The organism is Lysinibacillus sp. Y5S-8, assembly GCF_036894365.1.
GTDB classification, from domain to species: domain Bacteria; phylum Bacillota; class Bacilli; order Bacillales_A; family Planococcaceae; genus Lysinibacillus; species Lysinibacillus fusiformis_D.
Genome location: NZ_CP145889.1, coordinates 2055224 through 2071663 on the forward strand (window position 1 = coordinate 2055224; position 16440 = coordinate 2071663).

The 16440-nt window shown below is 42.4% G+C and carries 19 protein-coding genes and 1 pseudogene; 18 read left to right on the forward strand and 2 right to left on the reverse strand.

All coding sequences use genetic code 11. From position 1 onward, the window contains the following. The first annotated feature begins 109 nt into the window (after nucleotides 1-109). Entirely contained in the window at nucleotides 110-568 is a 459-nt protein-coding gene (locus tag V6670_RS09815) for a VOC family protein (protein WP_338653915.1), read from the forward strand. A 43-nt stretch (nucleotides 569-611) separates the two neighbouring features. On the opposite strand, the gene V6670_RS09820 is transcribed toward V6670_RS09815, so the two are convergent. Then, the gene (locus V6670_RS09820) at nucleotides 612-1223 is read right to left on the reverse strand and encodes a TetR/AcrR family transcriptional regulator (protein WP_141903190.1); all 612 of its coding nucleotides are present in this window, start codon (nucleotides 1221-1223) and stop codon (nucleotides 612-614) included. Nucleotides 1224-1426: 203 nt separating this feature from the next. On the opposite strand from V6670_RS09820, the gene V6670_RS09825 reads away from it, so the two are divergent. The 14 genes from V6670_RS09825 (at nucleotide 1427) to V6670_RS09890 (ending at nucleotide 11606) form a co-directional block, all read left to right on the forward strand. Then, nucleotides 1427-2179 (forward strand): glucose 1-dehydrogenase, encoded by a 753-nt coding sequence (locus V6670_RS09825; RefSeq protein ID WP_036117323.1) that lies wholly within the window; start codon nucleotides 1427-1429, stop codon nucleotides 2177-2179. Nucleotides 2180-2318: 139 nt separating this feature from the next. Beyond that, on the forward strand, nucleotides 2319-2549 hold the full coding sequence (locus V6670_RS09830) for a hypothetical protein (protein ID WP_338653917.1): 231 nt from the start codon (nucleotides 2319-2321) through the stop codon (nucleotides 2547-2549). A gap of 375 nt (nucleotides 2550-2924) precedes the next feature. Further along, entirely contained in the window at nucleotides 2925-4286 is a 1362-nt protein-coding gene (locus V6670_RS09835) for an aspartate kinase (RefSeq protein WP_036117325.1), read from the forward strand. A 102-nt stretch (nucleotides 4287-4388) separates the two neighbouring features. Further along, the gene (locus tag V6670_RS09840; protein ID WP_036117327.1) at nucleotides 4389-4574 is read left to right on the forward strand and encodes a hypothetical protein; all 186 of its coding nucleotides are present in this window, start codon (nucleotides 4389-4391) and stop codon (nucleotides 4572-4574) included. Nucleotides 4575-4777: 203 nt separating this feature from the next. After that, entirely contained in the window at nucleotides 4778-5458 is a 681-nt protein-coding gene (locus V6670_RS09845) for an adenosylcobinamide amidohydrolase (RefSeq protein ID WP_338653921.1), read from the forward strand. Next, a complete protein-coding gene (cbiB, locus tag V6670_RS09850) occupies nucleotides 5458-6414 on the forward strand; it encodes an adenosylcobinamide-phosphate synthase CbiB (RefSeq protein WP_141903194.1) in 957 nt (318 codons plus the stop codon). Before V6670_RS09845 ends, cbiB begins: the two co-directional genes overlap by 1 nt. Then, entirely contained in the window at nucleotides 6401-7495 is a 1095-nt protein-coding gene (cobD, locus tag V6670_RS09855) for a threonine-phosphate decarboxylase CobD (RefSeq protein WP_338653923.1), read from the forward strand. The genes cbiB and cobD overlap by 14 nt, the downstream gene beginning before the upstream one ends. Beyond that, entirely contained in the window at nucleotides 7492-8100 is a 609-nt protein-coding gene (locus V6670_RS09860; RefSeq protein ID WP_338653924.1) for a histidine phosphatase family protein, read from the forward strand. The genes cobD and V6670_RS09860 overlap by 4 nt, the downstream gene beginning before the upstream one ends. A gap of 13 nt (nucleotides 8101-8113) precedes the next feature. Continuing rightward, nucleotides 8114-8689 (forward strand): bifunctional adenosylcobinamide kinase/adenosylcobinamide-phosphate guanylyltransferase, encoded by a 576-nt coding sequence (locus V6670_RS09865; RefSeq protein ID WP_338653925.1) that lies wholly within the window; start codon nucleotides 8114-8116, stop codon nucleotides 8687-8689. 21 nt (nucleotides 8690-8710) lie between these two features. Then, nucleotides 8711-9487 carry an adenosylcobinamide-GDP ribazoletransferase gene (cobS, locus tag V6670_RS09870; protein WP_141903198.1) on the forward strand — a complete coding sequence of 259 codons (777 nt, stop codon included), beginning with the start codon at nucleotides 8711-8713 and terminating at the stop codon, nucleotides 9485-9487. Then, on the forward strand, nucleotides 9460-10056 hold the full coding sequence (locus V6670_RS09875) for a histidine phosphatase family protein (RefSeq protein WP_141903199.1): 597 nt from the start codon (nucleotides 9460-9462) through the stop codon (nucleotides 10054-10056). The genes cobS and V6670_RS09875 overlap by 28 nt, the downstream gene beginning before the upstream one ends. Further along, nucleotides 10008-10400 carry a bifunctional adenosylcobinamide kinase/adenosylcobinamide-phosphate guanylyltransferase gene (locus tag V6670_RS09880; protein WP_141903200.1) on the forward strand — a complete coding sequence of 131 codons (393 nt, stop codon included), beginning with the start codon at nucleotides 10008-10010 and terminating at the stop codon, nucleotides 10398-10400. Before V6670_RS09875 ends, V6670_RS09880 begins: the two co-directional genes overlap by 49 nt. A gap of 31 nt (nucleotides 10401-10431) precedes the next feature. After that, nucleotides 10432-10926 carry an ECF transporter S component gene (locus V6670_RS09885; RefSeq protein WP_338653926.1) on the forward strand — a complete coding sequence of 165 codons (495 nt, stop codon included), beginning with the start codon at nucleotides 10432-10434 and terminating at the stop codon, nucleotides 10924-10926. Further along, the gene (locus V6670_RS09890; protein ID WP_338653928.1) at nucleotides 10923-11606 is read left to right on the forward strand and encodes a hypothetical protein; all 684 of its coding nucleotides are present in this window, start codon (nucleotides 10923-10925) and stop codon (nucleotides 11604-11606) included. The genes V6670_RS09885 and V6670_RS09890 overlap by 4 nt, the downstream gene beginning before the upstream one ends. A gap of 198 nt (nucleotides 11607-11804) precedes the next feature. Here the strand turns inward: V6670_RS09890 and V6670_RS09895 are convergent. Further along, nucleotides 11805-11933: pseudogene (locus tag V6670_RS09895) on the reverse strand (daunorubicin/doxorubicin resistance ABC transporter ATP-binding protein DrrA); the annotation flags it as partial. A 207-nt stretch (nucleotides 11934-12140) separates the two neighbouring features. Between V6670_RS09895 and V6670_RS09900 the strand changes: the two are divergent. From V6670_RS09900 to V6670_RS09910, 3 genes are read left to right on the forward strand one after another with little or no spacing between them, the layout of a single operon-like run. Continuing rightward, nucleotides 12141-13874, forward strand: a complete 1734-nt coding sequence (locus tag V6670_RS09900) for an ABC transporter ATP-binding protein (protein WP_338653929.1) — start codon at nucleotides 12141-12143, stop codon at nucleotides 13872-13874. Then, nucleotides 13871-15682, forward strand: coding sequence for an ABC transporter ATP-binding protein (locus V6670_RS09905; RefSeq protein WP_338653931.1), 1812 nt, complete (start codon nucleotides 13871-13873; stop codon nucleotides 15680-15682). The genes V6670_RS09900 and V6670_RS09905 overlap by 4 nt, the downstream gene beginning before the upstream one ends. A gap of 41 nt (nucleotides 15683-15723) precedes the next feature. Further along, nucleotides 15724-16143, forward strand: a complete 420-nt coding sequence (locus V6670_RS09910; protein WP_141903204.1) for a DUF1801 domain-containing protein — start codon at nucleotides 15724-15726, stop codon at nucleotides 16141-16143. The last annotated feature ends 297 nt before the right edge of the window (nucleotides 16144-16440 follow it).

Genomic DNA, 16440 nt, shown 5'->3' on the forward strand with positions numbered 1-16440 from the left:
TCATCTCCTTAAAAGGTGTCATGTTTTGATACCTTTATATTCTAAAATAAGGGTTAGGTAATATCAATGGAGTTATTATCTAACTATTTTACTAAGGGAGATTGATACGATGAGTGCCACACTTGAAGTCGCTATTTTTTTATCCATGAATGGAAAGGCAAACGAAGCTGTCCAATTTTACAAAGAACATTTGAATGCGGAGGAACTGTTGCTTGTGACATATGAGGATATGGCAAAACGTGACAAGACGATGCGTCTTACAAAAGAAAATAAACAGCATATAGCACATGCTGTTTTATTAATTGGCAAAACAAAGCTAATGCTAGCAGAAGCTACAATGGATGTTATGGAACACTATGTAGTAGGAAACCACTCCTCATTATGTATACAGAGTGCGGACCTAGAAGAAATTGAGCATTTTTACAAGAGCTTAACGTCCGATGAAAGAATAAGAATTATTGTTCCGTTATCCAGTAACGTTTTTAGTAAAGCTTATGGCATTATCGAAGACCCGTTCGGCATTCAAATACAATTAATGTTTGATGAAAGATTACTAAATGGCGCATAAGCAAGTCCTATGGGTATGGGCTTAACCTATACCCAAATCTACTTTACTTTTCAAAGGGGTTGTCAATATAAGGCCCTTTAATGGTAATACGCATGAGCTGAGTCGCCATAAATTTTGGTGTATACGGCATATCATGTTCCAACCACCAAACAATTACTTCAAGAAAGGCAGCGGCATAAAACCGTACAGCCATCTCACGGGGCACTGTTAGCTTTTGATCGTTAGGCTCCATAATTTGAATGCCACTTGAGACGAAATTGATAATAATGTTTTTCAAACCATCAGAGAAATAAGAGATATTCTTTTCCGTGAGATAAACCTTATAAAGCTTACTATTCAGCGCTATTTGTTCAAATAAATGCATAAATGTCTCGTGAGGCTGGTCATAATTTGGTAATAAATCAAAATCCTTCTTCTCCTCAAAGTTTGGACGAATACTACTGACAAGCTCATGCAAAGTTTCTTCTGAGCTTTGATAGAGAAGGTCCAGCTTATCACGGTAATGTAAATAAAAAGTGGCACGATTTAATGTAGCTCGTTGTGCAATATCTTGAACTGTAATCTTCTCATAGCCTTGTTCATCAATTAATTCCACCAGTGCATCTCTAAATAATTGGCGTGTTCGGATGACGCGGGGGTCCATTTTTTTCGACATTTTTATGCTCCTTGTATCAAATTTTCTATTTAAACAACAGATTTATTGAGAATGTTGTGTAAGCATCACAATAGGTTTTTGTGTTGTTTGCCCTTTTTAAATAGCGAGTTATAATTATATTAACGACACAGTGTCGATAATACAACTAGTTGTTAACATGTTCACGAATTGTTCATTTATATAGAAGGAAGGAAGTTTTTATTATGGGTCGTTTAAATGGGAAAGTAGCAATTATTACAGGAGCAGCAATGGGTATGGGTGCATCCGAAGCAAAATTATTCGCACAAGAAGGCGCAAAGGTAATTGCAACAGATGTGCAAATCGAGCCATTGCATAACTTAGTTAAAGAAATTAAAGAAAATGGTGGAGAGATTATGGGGCTTTCACATAATGTCACTTCAGAAGACGAGTGGAAAGCAGTAATTGCGGAGGCTGTAAAGGCTTACGGCAAAGTCGATATTCTTGTCAACAATGCAGGCGTTTCATCACCAAAAACGATGGCTGACATGGAAATGGCTGAATGGAATAAAATTATGGATATCAACCTGAATGGCTGTGTTATTGGTATGAAATACGTGATTCCTGAAATGCAAAAAGCGGGCGGCGGTTCAATCATCAATATTTCTTCCATTGGCGGAATCGTTGGGATGGCTGGTACAAGCCCCTATACAGCAGCAAAAGGTGCGCTACGTGTACTTTCTAAATCGGCTGCCATCGAATACGGCAAAGATAAAATTCGTGTGAATTCTGTGCACCCAGGCATTATCGTCACACCGATGACAGCACCAACAATGGTAGAGGGGGGCGCACTGCCATTCTATCAAACTTACACACAACTACCATATTTCGGTGAACCGGAAGATGTAGCCTATGGTGTAGTCTTCCTAGCATCTGACGAATCTCGTTTCATGACAGGCGCAGAGCTAGTGATCGATGGCGGCTGGACAGCCATGTAATCCAATAGCACAAGTAAAACTAGGCATCACATAACGTGAGCCTAGTTTTTTATGTAGAAGAAGGCAGCTGCTCACGAAAGAGTGTTGCATCCAAGCAATTGAGCGAGAACTTCGATGATTAATAGAATACTCGCGGAAGGTGGAGGAATACTCGCGGAAGGTGGAGGAATATTCGCGGAAGGTGGAGGAATACTCGCGGAAGGTAGAGGAATACTCGCGGAAGGTGGAGGAATACTCGCGGAAGGTAGAGGAATACTCGCGGAAGGTAGAGGAATACTCGCGGAAGGTGGAGGAATACTCGCGGAAGGTAGAGGAATACTCGCGGAGGGTGGAGGAATACTCGCGGAAGGGCAAGAAACTCTGTGAATGAGCGATAACTCCTCCGAAATCAAGCGTTAGAACTCTGCTCAAGTCGCCTTTTTTACATACAAAATAGCACAAACATAGTGGCTGTTTGTGCATATCATAGTTGGAGTAAGCGTTTTCTTCATTATATAGAAGAAAGTCAAAATGGAAAATTTCACGAATATGTGAATGTCACGAAAAAAAATTCATAAAAACCTTAACTATTTCATGCGAAATCCGTATAATAAATCAAACAGTACGAAAATTGTCCATATTTCTCGATAAATTGCGTGAATTTTTTAAATTGTATTGACGTAGGAAACGATAATTTGTACACTGTGTACATTCAATTGTTTTTTGGAGGAATACAATTAATTTGAAAAGTTAGGATTTGATAGATATGATCGTGTGTAAATTTGGTGGAACATCTGTAGCAAGTGCAGAACAAATTCAAAAAGTGGCAAACATTGTGAAATCTAATCCGGCACGTAAGATTGTTGCCGTTTCAGCACCAGGGAAACGTTCTGATGACGATATAAAAGTAACAGACCTATTAATACAATTAGCAAATGCAGCGTTACAACATGAGAATACGGAAGAAAAATTGCAAACTGTTGTGAATCGTTTTCGAGCGATTGCAGATGGTTTGGGATTAGACCATGCCATTTGTGACGTAATTGCGGAAGATTTACGTGAACGTGTACAAGGTGACAAAACGAACGTGGAATTATTCATCGATAGTATTAAAGCAGCAGGTGAAGATAATAATGCCAAGCTGATAGCAGCTTACTTTAATGCCATTGGTATGCCCGCACGCTACATTAGTCCAAAAGAAGGTTTAGTGGTCAATGATTTGCCTGAACGCACATTTGCTTTACCCGAAGCGTATGCTAATTTAGCCCCTTTAAAAGATACAAAAGAAATTATTGTGTTCCCAGGGTTCTTCGGTTACACTAAAGCGGGCGTATTGCGAACATTTGACCGCGGTGGCTCTGATATTACAGGTTCCATTTTAGCAGCAGCCGTTGAAGCGGAGCTGTACGAAAACTTTACGGATGTGGATTGTGTGTTCTCTGCGAATCCGAAAGTTGTCAATGATCCAGTGGAAATTAAAGAAATTACGTATCGCGAAATGCGCGAATTATCATATGCAGGCTTTTCAGTGTTCCATGATGAAGCGTTAATGCCTGTCTACAAGATTGGGGTGCCCGTTAACATAAAAAATACAAATAATCCATTAGCCCCAGGTACTCGTATCGTACCAAGCCGTCCTGCAACAGGTCGTCCCGTTACAGGAATCTCGGCAGACAGTGGCTTTTCAACTTTATATGTTTCTAAATATTTGATGAATCGTGAAGTAGGCTTTGGACGAAAGCTGCTCCAAATTTTAGAAGATGAGAATATTTCTTATGAACACACACCGTCTGGCTTAGACGATATTTCTGTCATCATGCGTTCAAATCAACTAACTCCAGAAAATGAAGCACGTATTATTAGTCGTGTGAAAGAAGAGCTACATGCTGAGTATGTAGAAATGCGTCACGGTTTTTCTATGATCGTGATTGTTGGCGAAGGGATGCGTCATAATACAGGTTTAGCTGCCCGTGCTGCCACAGCGATTTCAGAAACTGGCGCAAATATTGAAATGATCAATCAAGGTTCTTCTGAAGTCAGCCTCGTATTTGGGGTCCTTCAGGAATATGAAAACCGTATTTTACAAGCGTTATATGAAGAGTTTTTTGCCCATGCGAAAGCAAAATGACACAATCATCACTAATCCAAGTGTTTCTTGCTTGGATTAGTGTTTTCTTTTTGCTTAGAATACGGTAAAATCGAGGGCGTACATAAGTTGGGAGGGTTTTTCGTGAAGAATTTAACAATTGGGATGCTTTTCTCCATCCTTGGGATACTTTTTGTCTGTTTAACGATTATGGATATTTTACCGTCATCGACCAAAACAATGAAAATTGTTTACATTGGCATTGGCTGGGTCTTTATTATTATAGGCTCTGTGATCCGCTTTAAAAATCTCAAACAAAAGCAACAATAACGCCTTGAAATTGGAATTGTGACAATAGCCAAAGTTATGATACAATTTCAAAGAAAATAAATAATTTGAGTATTATGAAGTTGTTATTCTGTACATACGTTCAGAAGGTTCAAATTTGAATAAAGAATCGACAGTACAAATTCTTCTTTGTAAGAATTTGTTTTTTTATGTTCCGTAACTATCTCGTGCGAGGAGGCGATGAAATGCCTATACTGACGAAAGACCATATTCAACTATTTGATCATTATGTTGCCCTTCAAGCAGCTTCACCTCTGAAGGTCGTATCCTCCGCCATGCATAATCCAGGCTTTGGACATTATACGCATCTCATGAATCGAACAGTACCCATTACTTATGATGAACGGCAACCCCATCAGGAATTACAGCAATTTTTGCAGGCACAGCGCTTTCCGCTCCATAACACTGTAGCCATGATGACGGCTGTTCAGGCCCAATTTGCGACCATTCGCGACTTTACATTTGAAGGAATCCAACTTGTCATTATGATTACTGCGGGGCTAGGTAATGCGGTCGATATTACACGTGCTTTTCATCGGGAGGAGCAGTACCATGCAGGGACGATTAATACATGGGTGCTCATCAACGGAAAGCTATCGGATGAAGCACTATTTCAGGCAATGATTTCAACAACAGAAGCCAAGGTGAAGGCGTTAGTGGATGAAGCTATTACAGACCCAACAACAGGTACGCAAGCTACAGGTACTTCTACCGATAGCTTGCTAATTGCCTCCACAGAAGAAGGGGACTACCATCAGTATGCAGGCCCCATTACGATGCTCGGCAAGGTCATTGGCTATGGCGTCTATGAAACGATGCGTGAGGCTGTGCGGAAATACAAAAAAGATAAAGAGGAGAGAGCTTGATGATTGCTATCGTAATTGCCTGTATCATAGGGCTTGTTTTCGATTTATTAGTAGGAGACCCTCCAAAGCTTCCCCATCCTGTACGCTGGATTGGACATTTGATTCAATCGCAAACAGCTCTATGGAATAAGGGCAAATGGCGAAAGCTGCGTGGGATGGTGATGGCACTTGCTGTTGTTGGGACGACCATGTTTATGGTGACATTGATTCTGCTCCTTAGTTATCAGGTAAGTATCATTTTTGGCATTCTAGTAGAAGGGCTTCTCATTGGGATTGGACTGGCACAGCGTAGCTTGAGGGAGGCGGCTATGGCTGTCTATGAGCCGCTTGTCAAAGGTGATTTTGCGGAAGCGCGTGTCAAGCTGTCGTGGATTGTTGGACGTGATACCGAAAAGCTGGATGAAGATGAAATTGTGCGTGGTGTGGTAGAAACGGTTTCTGAGAATACAAGCGATGGCGTGACAGCACCGCTCTTTTATGCCTTTTTATTTGGGGCAATTGGGTTATGGGGCTATAAGGCTGTCAATACATTAGATTCGATGGTCGGCTATAAAAATGAAAAATACAAAGACTTTGGCATGTTCTCTGCCAAGCTTGATGATGTGCTGAATTTTATTCCAAGTCGTATTACAGGCTTGCTTATCGTGCTGGGCACAAAAAATGAAACAAATTATTCGCTTGGCAAGCGTTTAAAGCGATGGGCACAGGATGCGAAAAAGCATCCAAGTCCAAACAGTGGCTATTTAGAGGCAGCGACGGCTGTGCAGCTCGGTGTACAGCTAGGTGGAAAAAATACGTATAAGGGTGTTGTCTCTCATCGAGCAATTATGGGAGAAAAATTAGTTCCTTTAACGAAGGAGCATATTGCTACATCTATTCTTCATATGCGCGTTGCCACAGTTCTCTTTACGCTTGTCATGCTAGCAGTGGAGGTGTTCATTTATGCCATTACCTAATCACGGAGCAAATCCGCATAATGTGTATCAGCAATTAGGCTTAACTATGCCTGAAGTAGTGTATGATTTTAGTGAAAATGTGAATGCCGCGGGACCGCCATCCTTTGTGGAGGCACGGTGGCGTACATTTTATCCGCTAATTCAACGTTATCCAGATCCTGATGGAGAGCCCTTTTTAACGAAGGTTGCAGCTTTTCATCAAGTGGCAAAGGATACGATTCTATTAGGTAACGGGGCTTCAGAGCTTTTTAGTGTGCTAGCAAGACGCTATGCGAAAAAGCGTGTCATCATTGTGCATCCGACTTTTTCTGAATATGAGCGAACATTGCGTGCAGCGGGTGCTGATATTGTGCCCGTTTTGGTGACAGACTTCATCGAGTACACATTACCTATGGAGCAGCTACAGCATGAAATGATGGAGGCAGACGCCGTTTATCTTTGTACACCTAATAATCCGACGGGTGTCCTGCCGAAAAAAGAAGATTTACTTGCCTTAATAGAGCACGGAGCTGCCGTTAACTGTGAGCTTGTCATTGATGAAGCCTTTATGGATTGGGTAGATGAGGCGTATTCGCTAATTCATAATAGTGCACAACAACCGCATGTCATTGTCGTACGTTCGATGACTAAAATGTATGCGATTCCAGGTTTACGTCTAGGTTATTTAGTTGCACATGCTTCCATTGTGAGCACTTTAAAGGACATGCTGCCGCATTGGAATTTAAATGCCTTTGCGCTTGTTATTGGTGCGAGCTGTTTAGATGAACAGCATTATTGTCAGCAAGCCATTAGCTATGCGACAGCGCAAAGAGAATGGCTGCATCGTTATTTACAAGAAAACGGCTGTCAAGTAACCAATAGCGTTACAAATTATGTGTGCTTCTCACTACCAAAAACACAGCAGGCAGATACCTTTTTCACCTATTGTCTAGCACAAGGTATTGTTCTGCGTCATACGAAAAATTTTCAAGGTTTACAGGGTGAATGGTTCCGTATTGGAATAAAAGATATTGCGGCCATGACTTCTTTACATAATTGTCTGCAAGCTTGGTTTAGCGCAAATAAGGGGAGAGAAAAGTGACAACTTTTTATCTAGTAAGACATGGGGAAACACAATGGAATCAAGAGCAACGACTACAAGGGTGGCTGGATTCATCATTAACAGAAAACGGTAGGGCAGCGGCTGAACGGTTACACGAGCAACTGCAACAGATCCCTTTTGCTGCTGCTTATTGTAGCTCAAGTGGTCGTGCGAGGGAGACGATGGCTATTCTCACAGCCAATCGCCAACTGCCTATTGCCTATGAAGATGATTTACGAGAAATCTATTTAGGGGAATGGCAAGGTCATACCATTGAGGAGATAATGGCGACGAATAAGCTGGATTATGAGCTATATACAAACTATCCAGCACAGTTTGTTGCTACTCATACCGAAAGCTTCGGCGCTGTGACAGAAAGAGCGATGTTTACACTCAAAAAAATAGCAGCCCAATATCGGGATGAATCGATCCTCATTGTCTCTCATGCCGTCACCATTAAATGTATTATCAACGCTATTTTACAGCGTAGCATTAGTGAGCTGTGGACAGCGCCATATATTCATGGGACGAGTGTAACAGTGATTGAACGACAAGCTCAACAATGGCTTGTCCAAGATATCGGTAATTTGCATCATTTACAATAGGAGGTGCCTGAAAATGCCACTCATTTTTATTACAGGTGGTGTGCGTAGTGGTAAATCTCATTTTGCTGAGCAAGCAGCGATGCAGCAATATCAAGCGCAGTTTAGTACTGCAAAACGCTTGATCTATTTGGCTTCTGGTCTTGCTGTAGATCGTGAAATGGAGAAGCGGATTCATCGTCATCAGGCAGATCGACAGGCACAGCCCATCCAATGGCTGACGGTGGAGGCCCCATATGCGATAGCAGAGGTGTTTGAGACACTTCAAGATGGGGATGTGGTGCTGTGGGATTGCGTCACAACTTGGCTGACCAATGCTTTTTATGAAGGCTATGACAGTGGGACACCGTGTGTACAACAGCCTGGGTGTTTAGAAAATAAGCTACAGATTGTTAAACAGGCTATTCAGTCACTACTAAAGAAGAACGTGACTTTTTTTGTTGTCTCTAATGAACTGTTTGATGAGCCACCTTATAATAGTGATGAAGTAGAATTATACCGACGAACACTCGGACAATTCCATCAATGGTTCGTTGCAATGGCACAGGAAGCCTATGAGATGAATGACGGTATTGTGAAGAGGTGGAAATAAATCGAGAAAGAGGGCAAGACGATGAAAAATTTTTGGCATAGCCTGCTATTGGCATTTCAATTTTTTACGGTTTTGCCAGTACATAAAGAGCTACCATTAACGAGGTTCACCATCACAGGTATGTTCGCTTGCTTACCGTGGATAGGGGCTTTGATGGGGACGACGGTGGCAGCCGTGCTTTATAGTCTCACGCAGTGGACCGCAAGCAGTGAAGTGATGCTAGCTTTTATTGTCATAGGGCTATTGGCTTTATGGACAGGTGGTTTACATTTAGATGGCTTTATCGATATGGGCGATGCCTATTTTTCTTATCGAGATCGAGAGAAACGATTGGAGATTTTAGATGATCCTCGTGTAGGGGCATTCGGGGTATTGTCTGTCGTGTTTTTATTAATGGGTAAATTTGTCATTCTACATGAGCTATTTGTACAGCAGCAATTCGCTTTATGGATGGTGTTATTTGTGCCATTTCTAACTAGGGTGGGTATGAGCTTTTATTTTATGTCACTCCACTGCTCAAAGGAAAAAGGTCTTGCCTATTTTTTTAAGTCTCATATTAATGCCAAGCTACTGCAAATATGGTTGTTGTTATCGCTCCTCTTAGCTATGACGGCTGTATTTGTCTTTACTGAGTTCTCTCTGCTACCCATTGTATTAGTAATCGTTTTAGCCATTGCGCTTTTTATTTTTCGCCAATTTACGTTGCGCAATTTTGGTGGCGTATCAGGTGATTTACTAGGTGCATCGATTGAAGGAATGGAGGTTGTGCTATGGGTGACATTGTTACTGTGTGCTTAATGAGGCATGCACCAACGAAAGAAAATTTAGAAAAGCGCTATCTTGGCTGGACGGACGCACCATTAGCAGCGACAACCGAGCTTGCTGTTGTAGATGCGAATGTCGATAAGGTTTATGGCAGTGATTTACTACGCTGCCGAGAAACAGCGGCTCATTATTTTCCGAATGCAAGCTACCAGACAGAGCCACGCTTTCGTGAGACAAACTTTGGTGCGTTTGAAGGGCAAACTTATGAGGAATTAAAAATGAATGCCCATTATTGTGCATGGCTTGACGATCCGATTCACACGCCCCCACCACAAGGCGAAGCGTTTGATGATTTTGTAACGCGTGTTGTAGACGGCTTCAACCATTTACCAAAGGATGAGGATCATTATTATTTAGTTGTTCATGGCGGGGTCATTCGTGCGTTACTCGTTGCTTTTGCCCCAACAGAGCAGCCTTTTTGGTCCTATCAAGTGCCACATGACAAACAATTTGTTTTAACGTTTTCAAGAAAGGCTTGGGAGGAGGGAGCAAGATGCATGTCTTTATCGGAGGCGCCTATAACGGCAAAACCGACTATGTGAAGGGTTTGTATGAACAGCATCAGATGGTAATGCTTGATGGCGAATTACCAGAGGTGGCACCAGCCTGTGATGTCCTCGTCATAAAAAATTTAGAAAAATGGCTTGTGACACAAAATTTGGAGGAAGATGAACAAGTGGTTCAAACGGTGCTAGCAACAGTACAGACATTGGAACAACAATGTAGATTAGTGCTCATTGTCACGGATATGGGGCGTGGTGTTGTGCCGATGGAAAAGCAAGGACGTCTACTAAGAGATACATGTGGTCGTTTATACCAAGCTTTGTTCAAGGAAGCAGAGCAAGTTGTACGAATTTGGTATGGATTGGCTGAACAACTGAAATAAGGTAAACACTCAATAGAAAAGAGGAGAAGGCATGGAACGACAAAGATTAAGGAAATGGATATTGACGGCAATGGTAGCGGCCATTTGTGCTGTAGGGGCAATGATTAAAGTGCCAACATTTATTTCAACGGCGGCTCTAGACTCGGCTCCAGCCTTTTTAGGGGTTGTCTTTTTATCACCGCTACTAGCAGGTGTCGCTGGGCTGATTGGTCATTTTATTACAGCGCTCACGGCTGGATTTCCACTAGGTCCTCTACATCTACTGATTGCCGTAGAAATGTTGATAGTTGTCTGGATCTTTGGTGTGATGCATAAAAAAGGCATGCATTTTTGGAAATGGCCCGTTGCCCTAGTATTAAACGGCATTGTGGCGCCACTTCCGTTTTATTTTATTATTAGCCCAGCATTTTTCTGGGGAGCGTTAGGGAGTATTTTGATGGCAACGGTAATCAATTTAGTGATTGTCGCTGTAGTTATGCCCGTTTTGTCAAAGGTTTTTGTGCGTAAGGAAGGTCGTGTACAGTGAGAAATGCGATGAAAGTAGGCTCGTTGGTTGCGACAATGGATAATGCGGCAGCCATTGGAGAAAAACCTCAGGATATTGTGTCTGCATCCGATCAATTGACAGCCTATATGACGGCACGTGTATCGTTTTTAGAGCAACTTGCCGCGCAGGCATTGCCCATCCAAATACTGCTTGCTAATTTTTCTGGTGATGCCGCGTGGTCACGCTATGAGAAAGGCATTCAGCAAGTGTTTGAAGAGGCGGGTCTTACATGTCCAGCCATTGCAGGCAGTACAGAATCCAATATGCCCACACTGCAATCAGGTTTAGCTATTACGATGCTAGGGGAGAGCCAACAGCGCTGTGCATTTGACCATGAACAGCTTAGCTGGTACACCTATGGCTTGCCACTTGTGGGCGAGGAAGTGTTGGCGCAGCCTGAAGATGTTGCACAGTTGCAGCCAATTTTTCAGGCATGGCGAGCGGAAATGGTTCAGCAAGTATGGCCCGTTGGATCAAAGGGGCTGCAAGGAGAATTCGCCCGTCTATTTAGGGGGCAGCGTGTTGAAAGTTCTGTTGATTGTACAAAATCCGCAGGGCCCTGCACGGTCATTTTGCTAGGCATTGATCCTGATAAAGAGCAACAGGCACAAAAACTTTTCCTGCGAAGCTTCGAAAAACTACACATCACTACACTGTAACAGGGCTTGCTTCGAGCAATGGTCATCCTAAGTAAATGCAAGGAGCATGGCCAGGAAAACGCAGCTTTATTGGCATAACAATGGGAACGTCCACATCCGGGCGTTCCCTTATTTTTTACAAAGCTTTTATTTTCAAGGTTTATGTCCTGCGCATATAAGCACGTATTGTGAGAGGTGCCAAGATTGCAACCATCACTACACACTGTAGATACTTCCAGCCCGTACGTTCAGATCGACACCATCAACAGCACGATTATTTCCAAAAAGCTTAACCAAACGATTGGCTTCAATTGCCCACTCGACATTCGTTGCTAGTGATGCTCCCATGGAATTTCCCCTTATATCTACAAACAGATCATACATGACATCAATGAACTGAATATTAACTGGCTAAAAATATGCTAGATAGCTACCTAACTTACATGATTGATAGGGTTGTAAATATTACGAGACCCGAAAAAATATTGCCAAATGGGAATGATTTTCAGTTATAATGAGGAACGAATGGGATTTAAATAGAACGGAGACGAATGTATGCAGGTAGTTAAACAGTTAGGGCAGTATTTGGGGCCTTATAAATTTTTCACTTTGATTGCGCCGTTATTGATGGTGCTAGAGGTGACGATGGATTTAATTCAGCCAACCATCATGCAGCATATGATTGATACAGGGATTGCCAATGGGGATAATCGTTATGTATTGACTATGTTTGTCTGGATGCTTGGCAGCGCAGTGCTGGGGCTTATTGGTGGAGTCGGTTGCTCGTACTACAGCTCGAAGGCTGCGATTCATTTTGCATCGGATGTTCGACAGGCTCTTTATGAGAAGATGATGACGTATTCAGCCAAGGAGCGGGATGCGTTTACGACAGGGAAGCTGATTACGATTTTAACAAGTGATGTGGAAAGTATTCAGCGCGCGTTTATGATGACGCTACGTATTTTTGTGCGTGGGCCGTTGCTTTTTATCGGAGCAGTGATTATCGTGTTTGTGACAGCGCGTGAGCTTTTTTCCATCCTTCTCATTATCGTGCCGTTGTTGATGATCGCCATGTATTTTTTTACGAAGTATTCAGGTGTGCTGTATCGCCGTGTTCAGGAGGCGATTGATGGGGTCAATACGAAGCTACAGGAAAATTTGGCGGGTATTCGTGTGGTCAAAGCGTTTCGTCGTGAGACACAGCAGGTGGCACAATTTGGAGAATTAAATGAGGCGCTGACAAAGCGTTTCATCACTGCAGAGCAAATCGTAGGGGTACTTGTGCCCTTTACGATGTTTATTGTCAATCTGGGCATTGTAGCTGCACTTTGGCTTGGGGCCATTAAGGTAGAGGCGGGTACTTTGAAAGTTGGGGTCATTCTGGCGTTTATTAACTATTTAACGATTATTTTAAATGGTTTAATGTCTTCTAGTATGGTGCTAATGCAAATTGCACGAGCATTGCCTTCAGGAGAACGGATTGTGGATATTTTAAATAAAGACATAGCGGTGAAGGAATCGGAACAGGCGGTTTCTGCATCCATACAAGGTGCGATTGACTTCGATCAGGTGAGCTATCGATACTATGATACAGCAGAGGATGTCCTCAAAAAAATTTCGTTTTCTGTAAAGCCTGGGCAAACGGTAGGCATCATTGGAAAAACAGGTAGTGGTAAATCAACACTAGTAAAGCTGCTTCCTCGCTTATTTGATCCAACAGATGGTGAAATTCGCCTAGATGGCAGACCACTAAAATCGTATGCCCTCGCTACATTACGTGCGCATATCGGCTTTACCTCCCAAAAAGCGTTATTGTTCTCTGGAACGATTGAAGAAAATATTCGGCTCGGCAAGGATGAAGCGACAGCCGAGGAAATACAACAGGCAATAGGGGCGGCCTGTGCGAGTGAATTTGTGGAGCGACTTGATAAAGGCTTAGCCCATGAATTGTCACAGGGAGCTACAAATTTATCGGGCGGGCAAAAGCAGCGCCTTGCTTTAAGTCGTGCATTTATTCGCAAGCCTGCCATTCTAGTGCTAGATGATACTACCTCCGCGCTCGATAGTGCGTCGGAGCAGCATGTGCAGCAGGCTATTGCCACACAGTATCAAGACACAACGACATTGATCGTAGCGTCGAAAATTGCCTCGATACAGCAGGCTGATGTGATTTTGGTCTTAGAGGATGGCGACATTGTTGGGCAAGGAACCCATCAGCAGTTACTACAAGCCAATACGCATTATCAAGCCATTTATGCGTCGCAGCAAAAGGCTGGTGAACAAGAATGAGTCAAAATCAACCAAAGCAAATGAATTTTGGACGTGGCCCACGTATCGGAGGACCATCTGAGAAGGCGAAAAATCAAAGAGCAACACTGTTCCGAATATGGCATTATGTCAAACAGCAAAAAGTAGGGATGTTTTTAGCCATCTTTTTTGTCGTTGCTTCTACCTTTTTAAGTCTAGCAGGGCCCTATTTGATTGGGCATATTATTGATGATTATATTATGAAAAAGGATATCGACGGCACGATCCGTTTAGGTATCGTCTTAGCTGTTATTTTTACGGTAGCATCTATTCTGACATGGCTGCAAACCTATGTCATGATTCATGTGGCGATGAAAACAATTCGGACATTGCGGCTGGAACTGTTTCATAAGCTTCAAACGCTCACATTACGATTTTTTGATCGGCGTGCACTGGGCGATTTAATGAGCCGTGTCACAAATGATATTGATAATTTAAATACGGCCCTTGCACAAAGTGTGACGCAAATCGTGTCATCTATTTTAACTGTCATTGGTGTCAGCATCGCGATGTTCACATTGAGCTGGCAATTAGCAATTGTGACATTGATTATTATTCCGCTTATTGTGTTCACAACCAAGCAAATTATTAAGCGCAGTAGTAAAAACTATGCAGCAAGGCAACGGGATCTTGGCAGGCTGAACGGCTATATTGAGGAAATGATTACGGGTGCGGAGGTCCTCACGCTTTTTGGGAAGGAGCAGCAAACGATTGATACATTTCATCAGCAAAACGAAAATCTGCGAAACTCCGCCCAACGAGCAGAAATTACTTCTGGCTTATTAGGACCGATTAATAATTTTATGAATAACTTGGGCTTAGCTGTCGTTATCGGAACTGGTGCCTTTTTAGCCGTGAAGAGCATCATTACAGTTGGGATCATTGCCGCCTTCGTGACGTATACACGGCAATTTTTCCGTCCGCTTAATCAGTTATCGAATTTGTTAAACACCTTTCAGTCGGCCATTGCTGGTGCAGAGCGTGTGTTTGAGATTCTAGATGAACCATCCGAGGTAGCAGATCAGCCTCATGCCATCGAGGCAGCATCGCTCAAAGGAGATGTTATATTCCAGCAAGTATCTTTTAGCTATGAGCCAAATAAGCCTGTGTTAAAAAATATTCACTTCCATGCCAAGGCAGGAGAGACCATCGCTCTTGTTGGTCCAACAGGCTCAGGGAAAACGACGATTATTAATTTACTGACGCGTTTCTATGACGTCGATCAAGGGGAAATTTTGATTGATGGGCACAATATCGAACACTATCAAATGGCGACCATTCGCCAAAGAGTAGGCGTAGTTTTACAGGATACGTATTTGTTCTCTGGCACCATTCGTGAAAACATTCGCTTTGGGAAGCTAGATGCCACAGATGAAGAGGTCGTGGAAGCAGCGAAAATTGCGAATGCCCATCACTTTATTAAATATTTACCAGCCCAATACGATACACCTGTGCAGGCAGGTGGGGCTAATTTAAGTCAGGGACAACGCCAGCTCATCGCCATTGCTCGTGCTATTTTAGAGAATGCTGATATTTTAATTTTGGATGAAGCGACGTCGAGTGTGGATACGCAAACAGAGGTCGATATTCAAAAAGGCTTACAGCATTTAATGCAGGGACGCACAAGTTTTGTCATAGCTCATCGTTTAAAAACCATCGAGAATGCGGATCAAATCCTCGTCATTCAACAGGGGGAAATTGTCGAGCAAGGTAATCACCAAACGTTAATGCAGCAGGAGGGCATTTACCGTCATCTCCAGCAAAAATTATTGTTAGAGCAGGTAGAATAGGGAATAATAACGGTACATCTTCCAGAAAGCGAGGGATAGACATGTATGAATTAAAAACGAAAGAAACAGATGCAAGTGTCATTGAATTTATCGAAAATGTGGACCATCCACAAAAACGAGAAGACGCCTTTCGGTTATTGGACATTTTTACAGAGGTCACAGGTTATGAAGCCAAAATGTGGGGACCGAGTATTATCGGCTTTGGTAGCTATCATTACAAATACAAAACAGGCCATGAAGGGGATGCACCCCGTGTTGGCTATTCCCCACGCAAAGCAAAAATTAGCCTATATTTTGCCCCAGGTGATGAGCGAGAGCAGCTATTACAGCATTTTGGCAAGCACACAACAGGGAAAGCTTGCGTGTATATTAATAAGCTTGCGGATGTGGATGAAGACATCCTAAAAGCCCTTATACAACAAACCATCGACTTTGTACAAAAAAACTATCCAGATGCTTAATACTAAGAAAGCTGCCTATCTCAATGTAGGCAGTTTTTTTATGGAATCACTGTAACGTATATATACAGGATACGTCTAAAAATACTAACAAAAAGAGGGTGTAACCTTATTGCGGCCTTCATTGTATTTAAATAAAAGGAAGTGGTAAGAGCAGTGATACTAGATATTACAGAGAAGTTAATTACAATTTTCTGGGATATTCCTGAAAAAGTAAACAGATGATATTTAGAGATCGCTAGTCCAAATGCTTTAACAGTGTCCTATTATTGGAATAAAGTGGCCATTTGGACTACAGGT

Excerpts from the sequence above, each read along its gene's own strand:
- V6670_RS09815 (WP_338653915.1), top strand. The coding sequence starts at position 110 with ATGAGTGCCACACTTGAAGTCGCTATTTTTTTATCCATGAATGGAAAG.
- V6670_RS09820 (WP_141903190.1), bottom strand. The coding sequence starts at position 1,223 with ATGTCGAAAAAAATGGACCCCCGCGTCATCCGAACACGCCAATTATTT.
- V6670_RS09825 (WP_036117323.1), top strand. The coding sequence starts at position 1,427 with ATGGGTCGTTTAAATGGGAAAGTAGCAATTATTACAGGAGCAGCAATG.
- V6670_RS09835 (WP_036117325.1), top strand. The coding sequence starts at position 2,925 with ATGATCGTGTGTAAATTTGGTGGAACATCTGTAGCAAGTGCAGAACAA.
- V6670_RS09845 (WP_338653921.1), top strand. The coding sequence starts at position 4,778 with ATGCCTATACTGACGAAAGACCATATTCAACTATTTGATCATTATGTT.
- cbiB (WP_141903194.1), top strand. The coding sequence starts at position 5,458 with ATGATTGCTATCGTAATTGCCTGTATCATAGGGCTTGTTTTCGATTTA.
- cobD (WP_338653923.1), top strand. The coding sequence starts at position 6,401 with ATGCCATTACCTAATCACGGAGCAAATCCGCATAATGTGTATCAGCAA.
- V6670_RS09865 (WP_338653925.1), top strand. The coding sequence starts at position 8,114 with ATGCCACTCATTTTTATTACAGGTGGTGTGCGTAGTGGTAAATCTCAT.
- cobS (WP_141903198.1), top strand. The coding sequence starts at position 8,711 with ATGAAAAATTTTTGGCATAGCCTGCTATTGGCATTTCAATTTTTTACG.
- V6670_RS09875 (WP_141903199.1), top strand. The coding sequence starts at position 9,460 with ATGGGTGACATTGTTACTGTGTGCTTAATGAGGCATGCACCAACGAAA.
- V6670_RS09880 (WP_141903200.1), top strand. The coding sequence starts at position 10,008 with ATGCATGTCTTTATCGGAGGCGCCTATAACGGCAAAACCGACTATGTG.
- V6670_RS09885 (WP_338653926.1), top strand. The coding sequence starts at position 10,432 with ATGGAACGACAAAGATTAAGGAAATGGATATTGACGGCAATGGTAGCG.
- V6670_RS09900 (WP_338653929.1), top strand. The coding sequence starts at position 12,141 with ATGCAGGTAGTTAAACAGTTAGGGCAGTATTTGGGGCCTTATAAATTT.
- V6670_RS09905 (WP_338653931.1), top strand. The coding sequence starts at position 13,871 with ATGAGTCAAAATCAACCAAAGCAAATGAATTTTGGACGTGGCCCACGT.
- V6670_RS09910 (WP_141903204.1), top strand. The coding sequence starts at position 15,724 with ATGTATGAATTAAAAACGAAAGAAACAGATGCAAGTGTCATTGAATTT.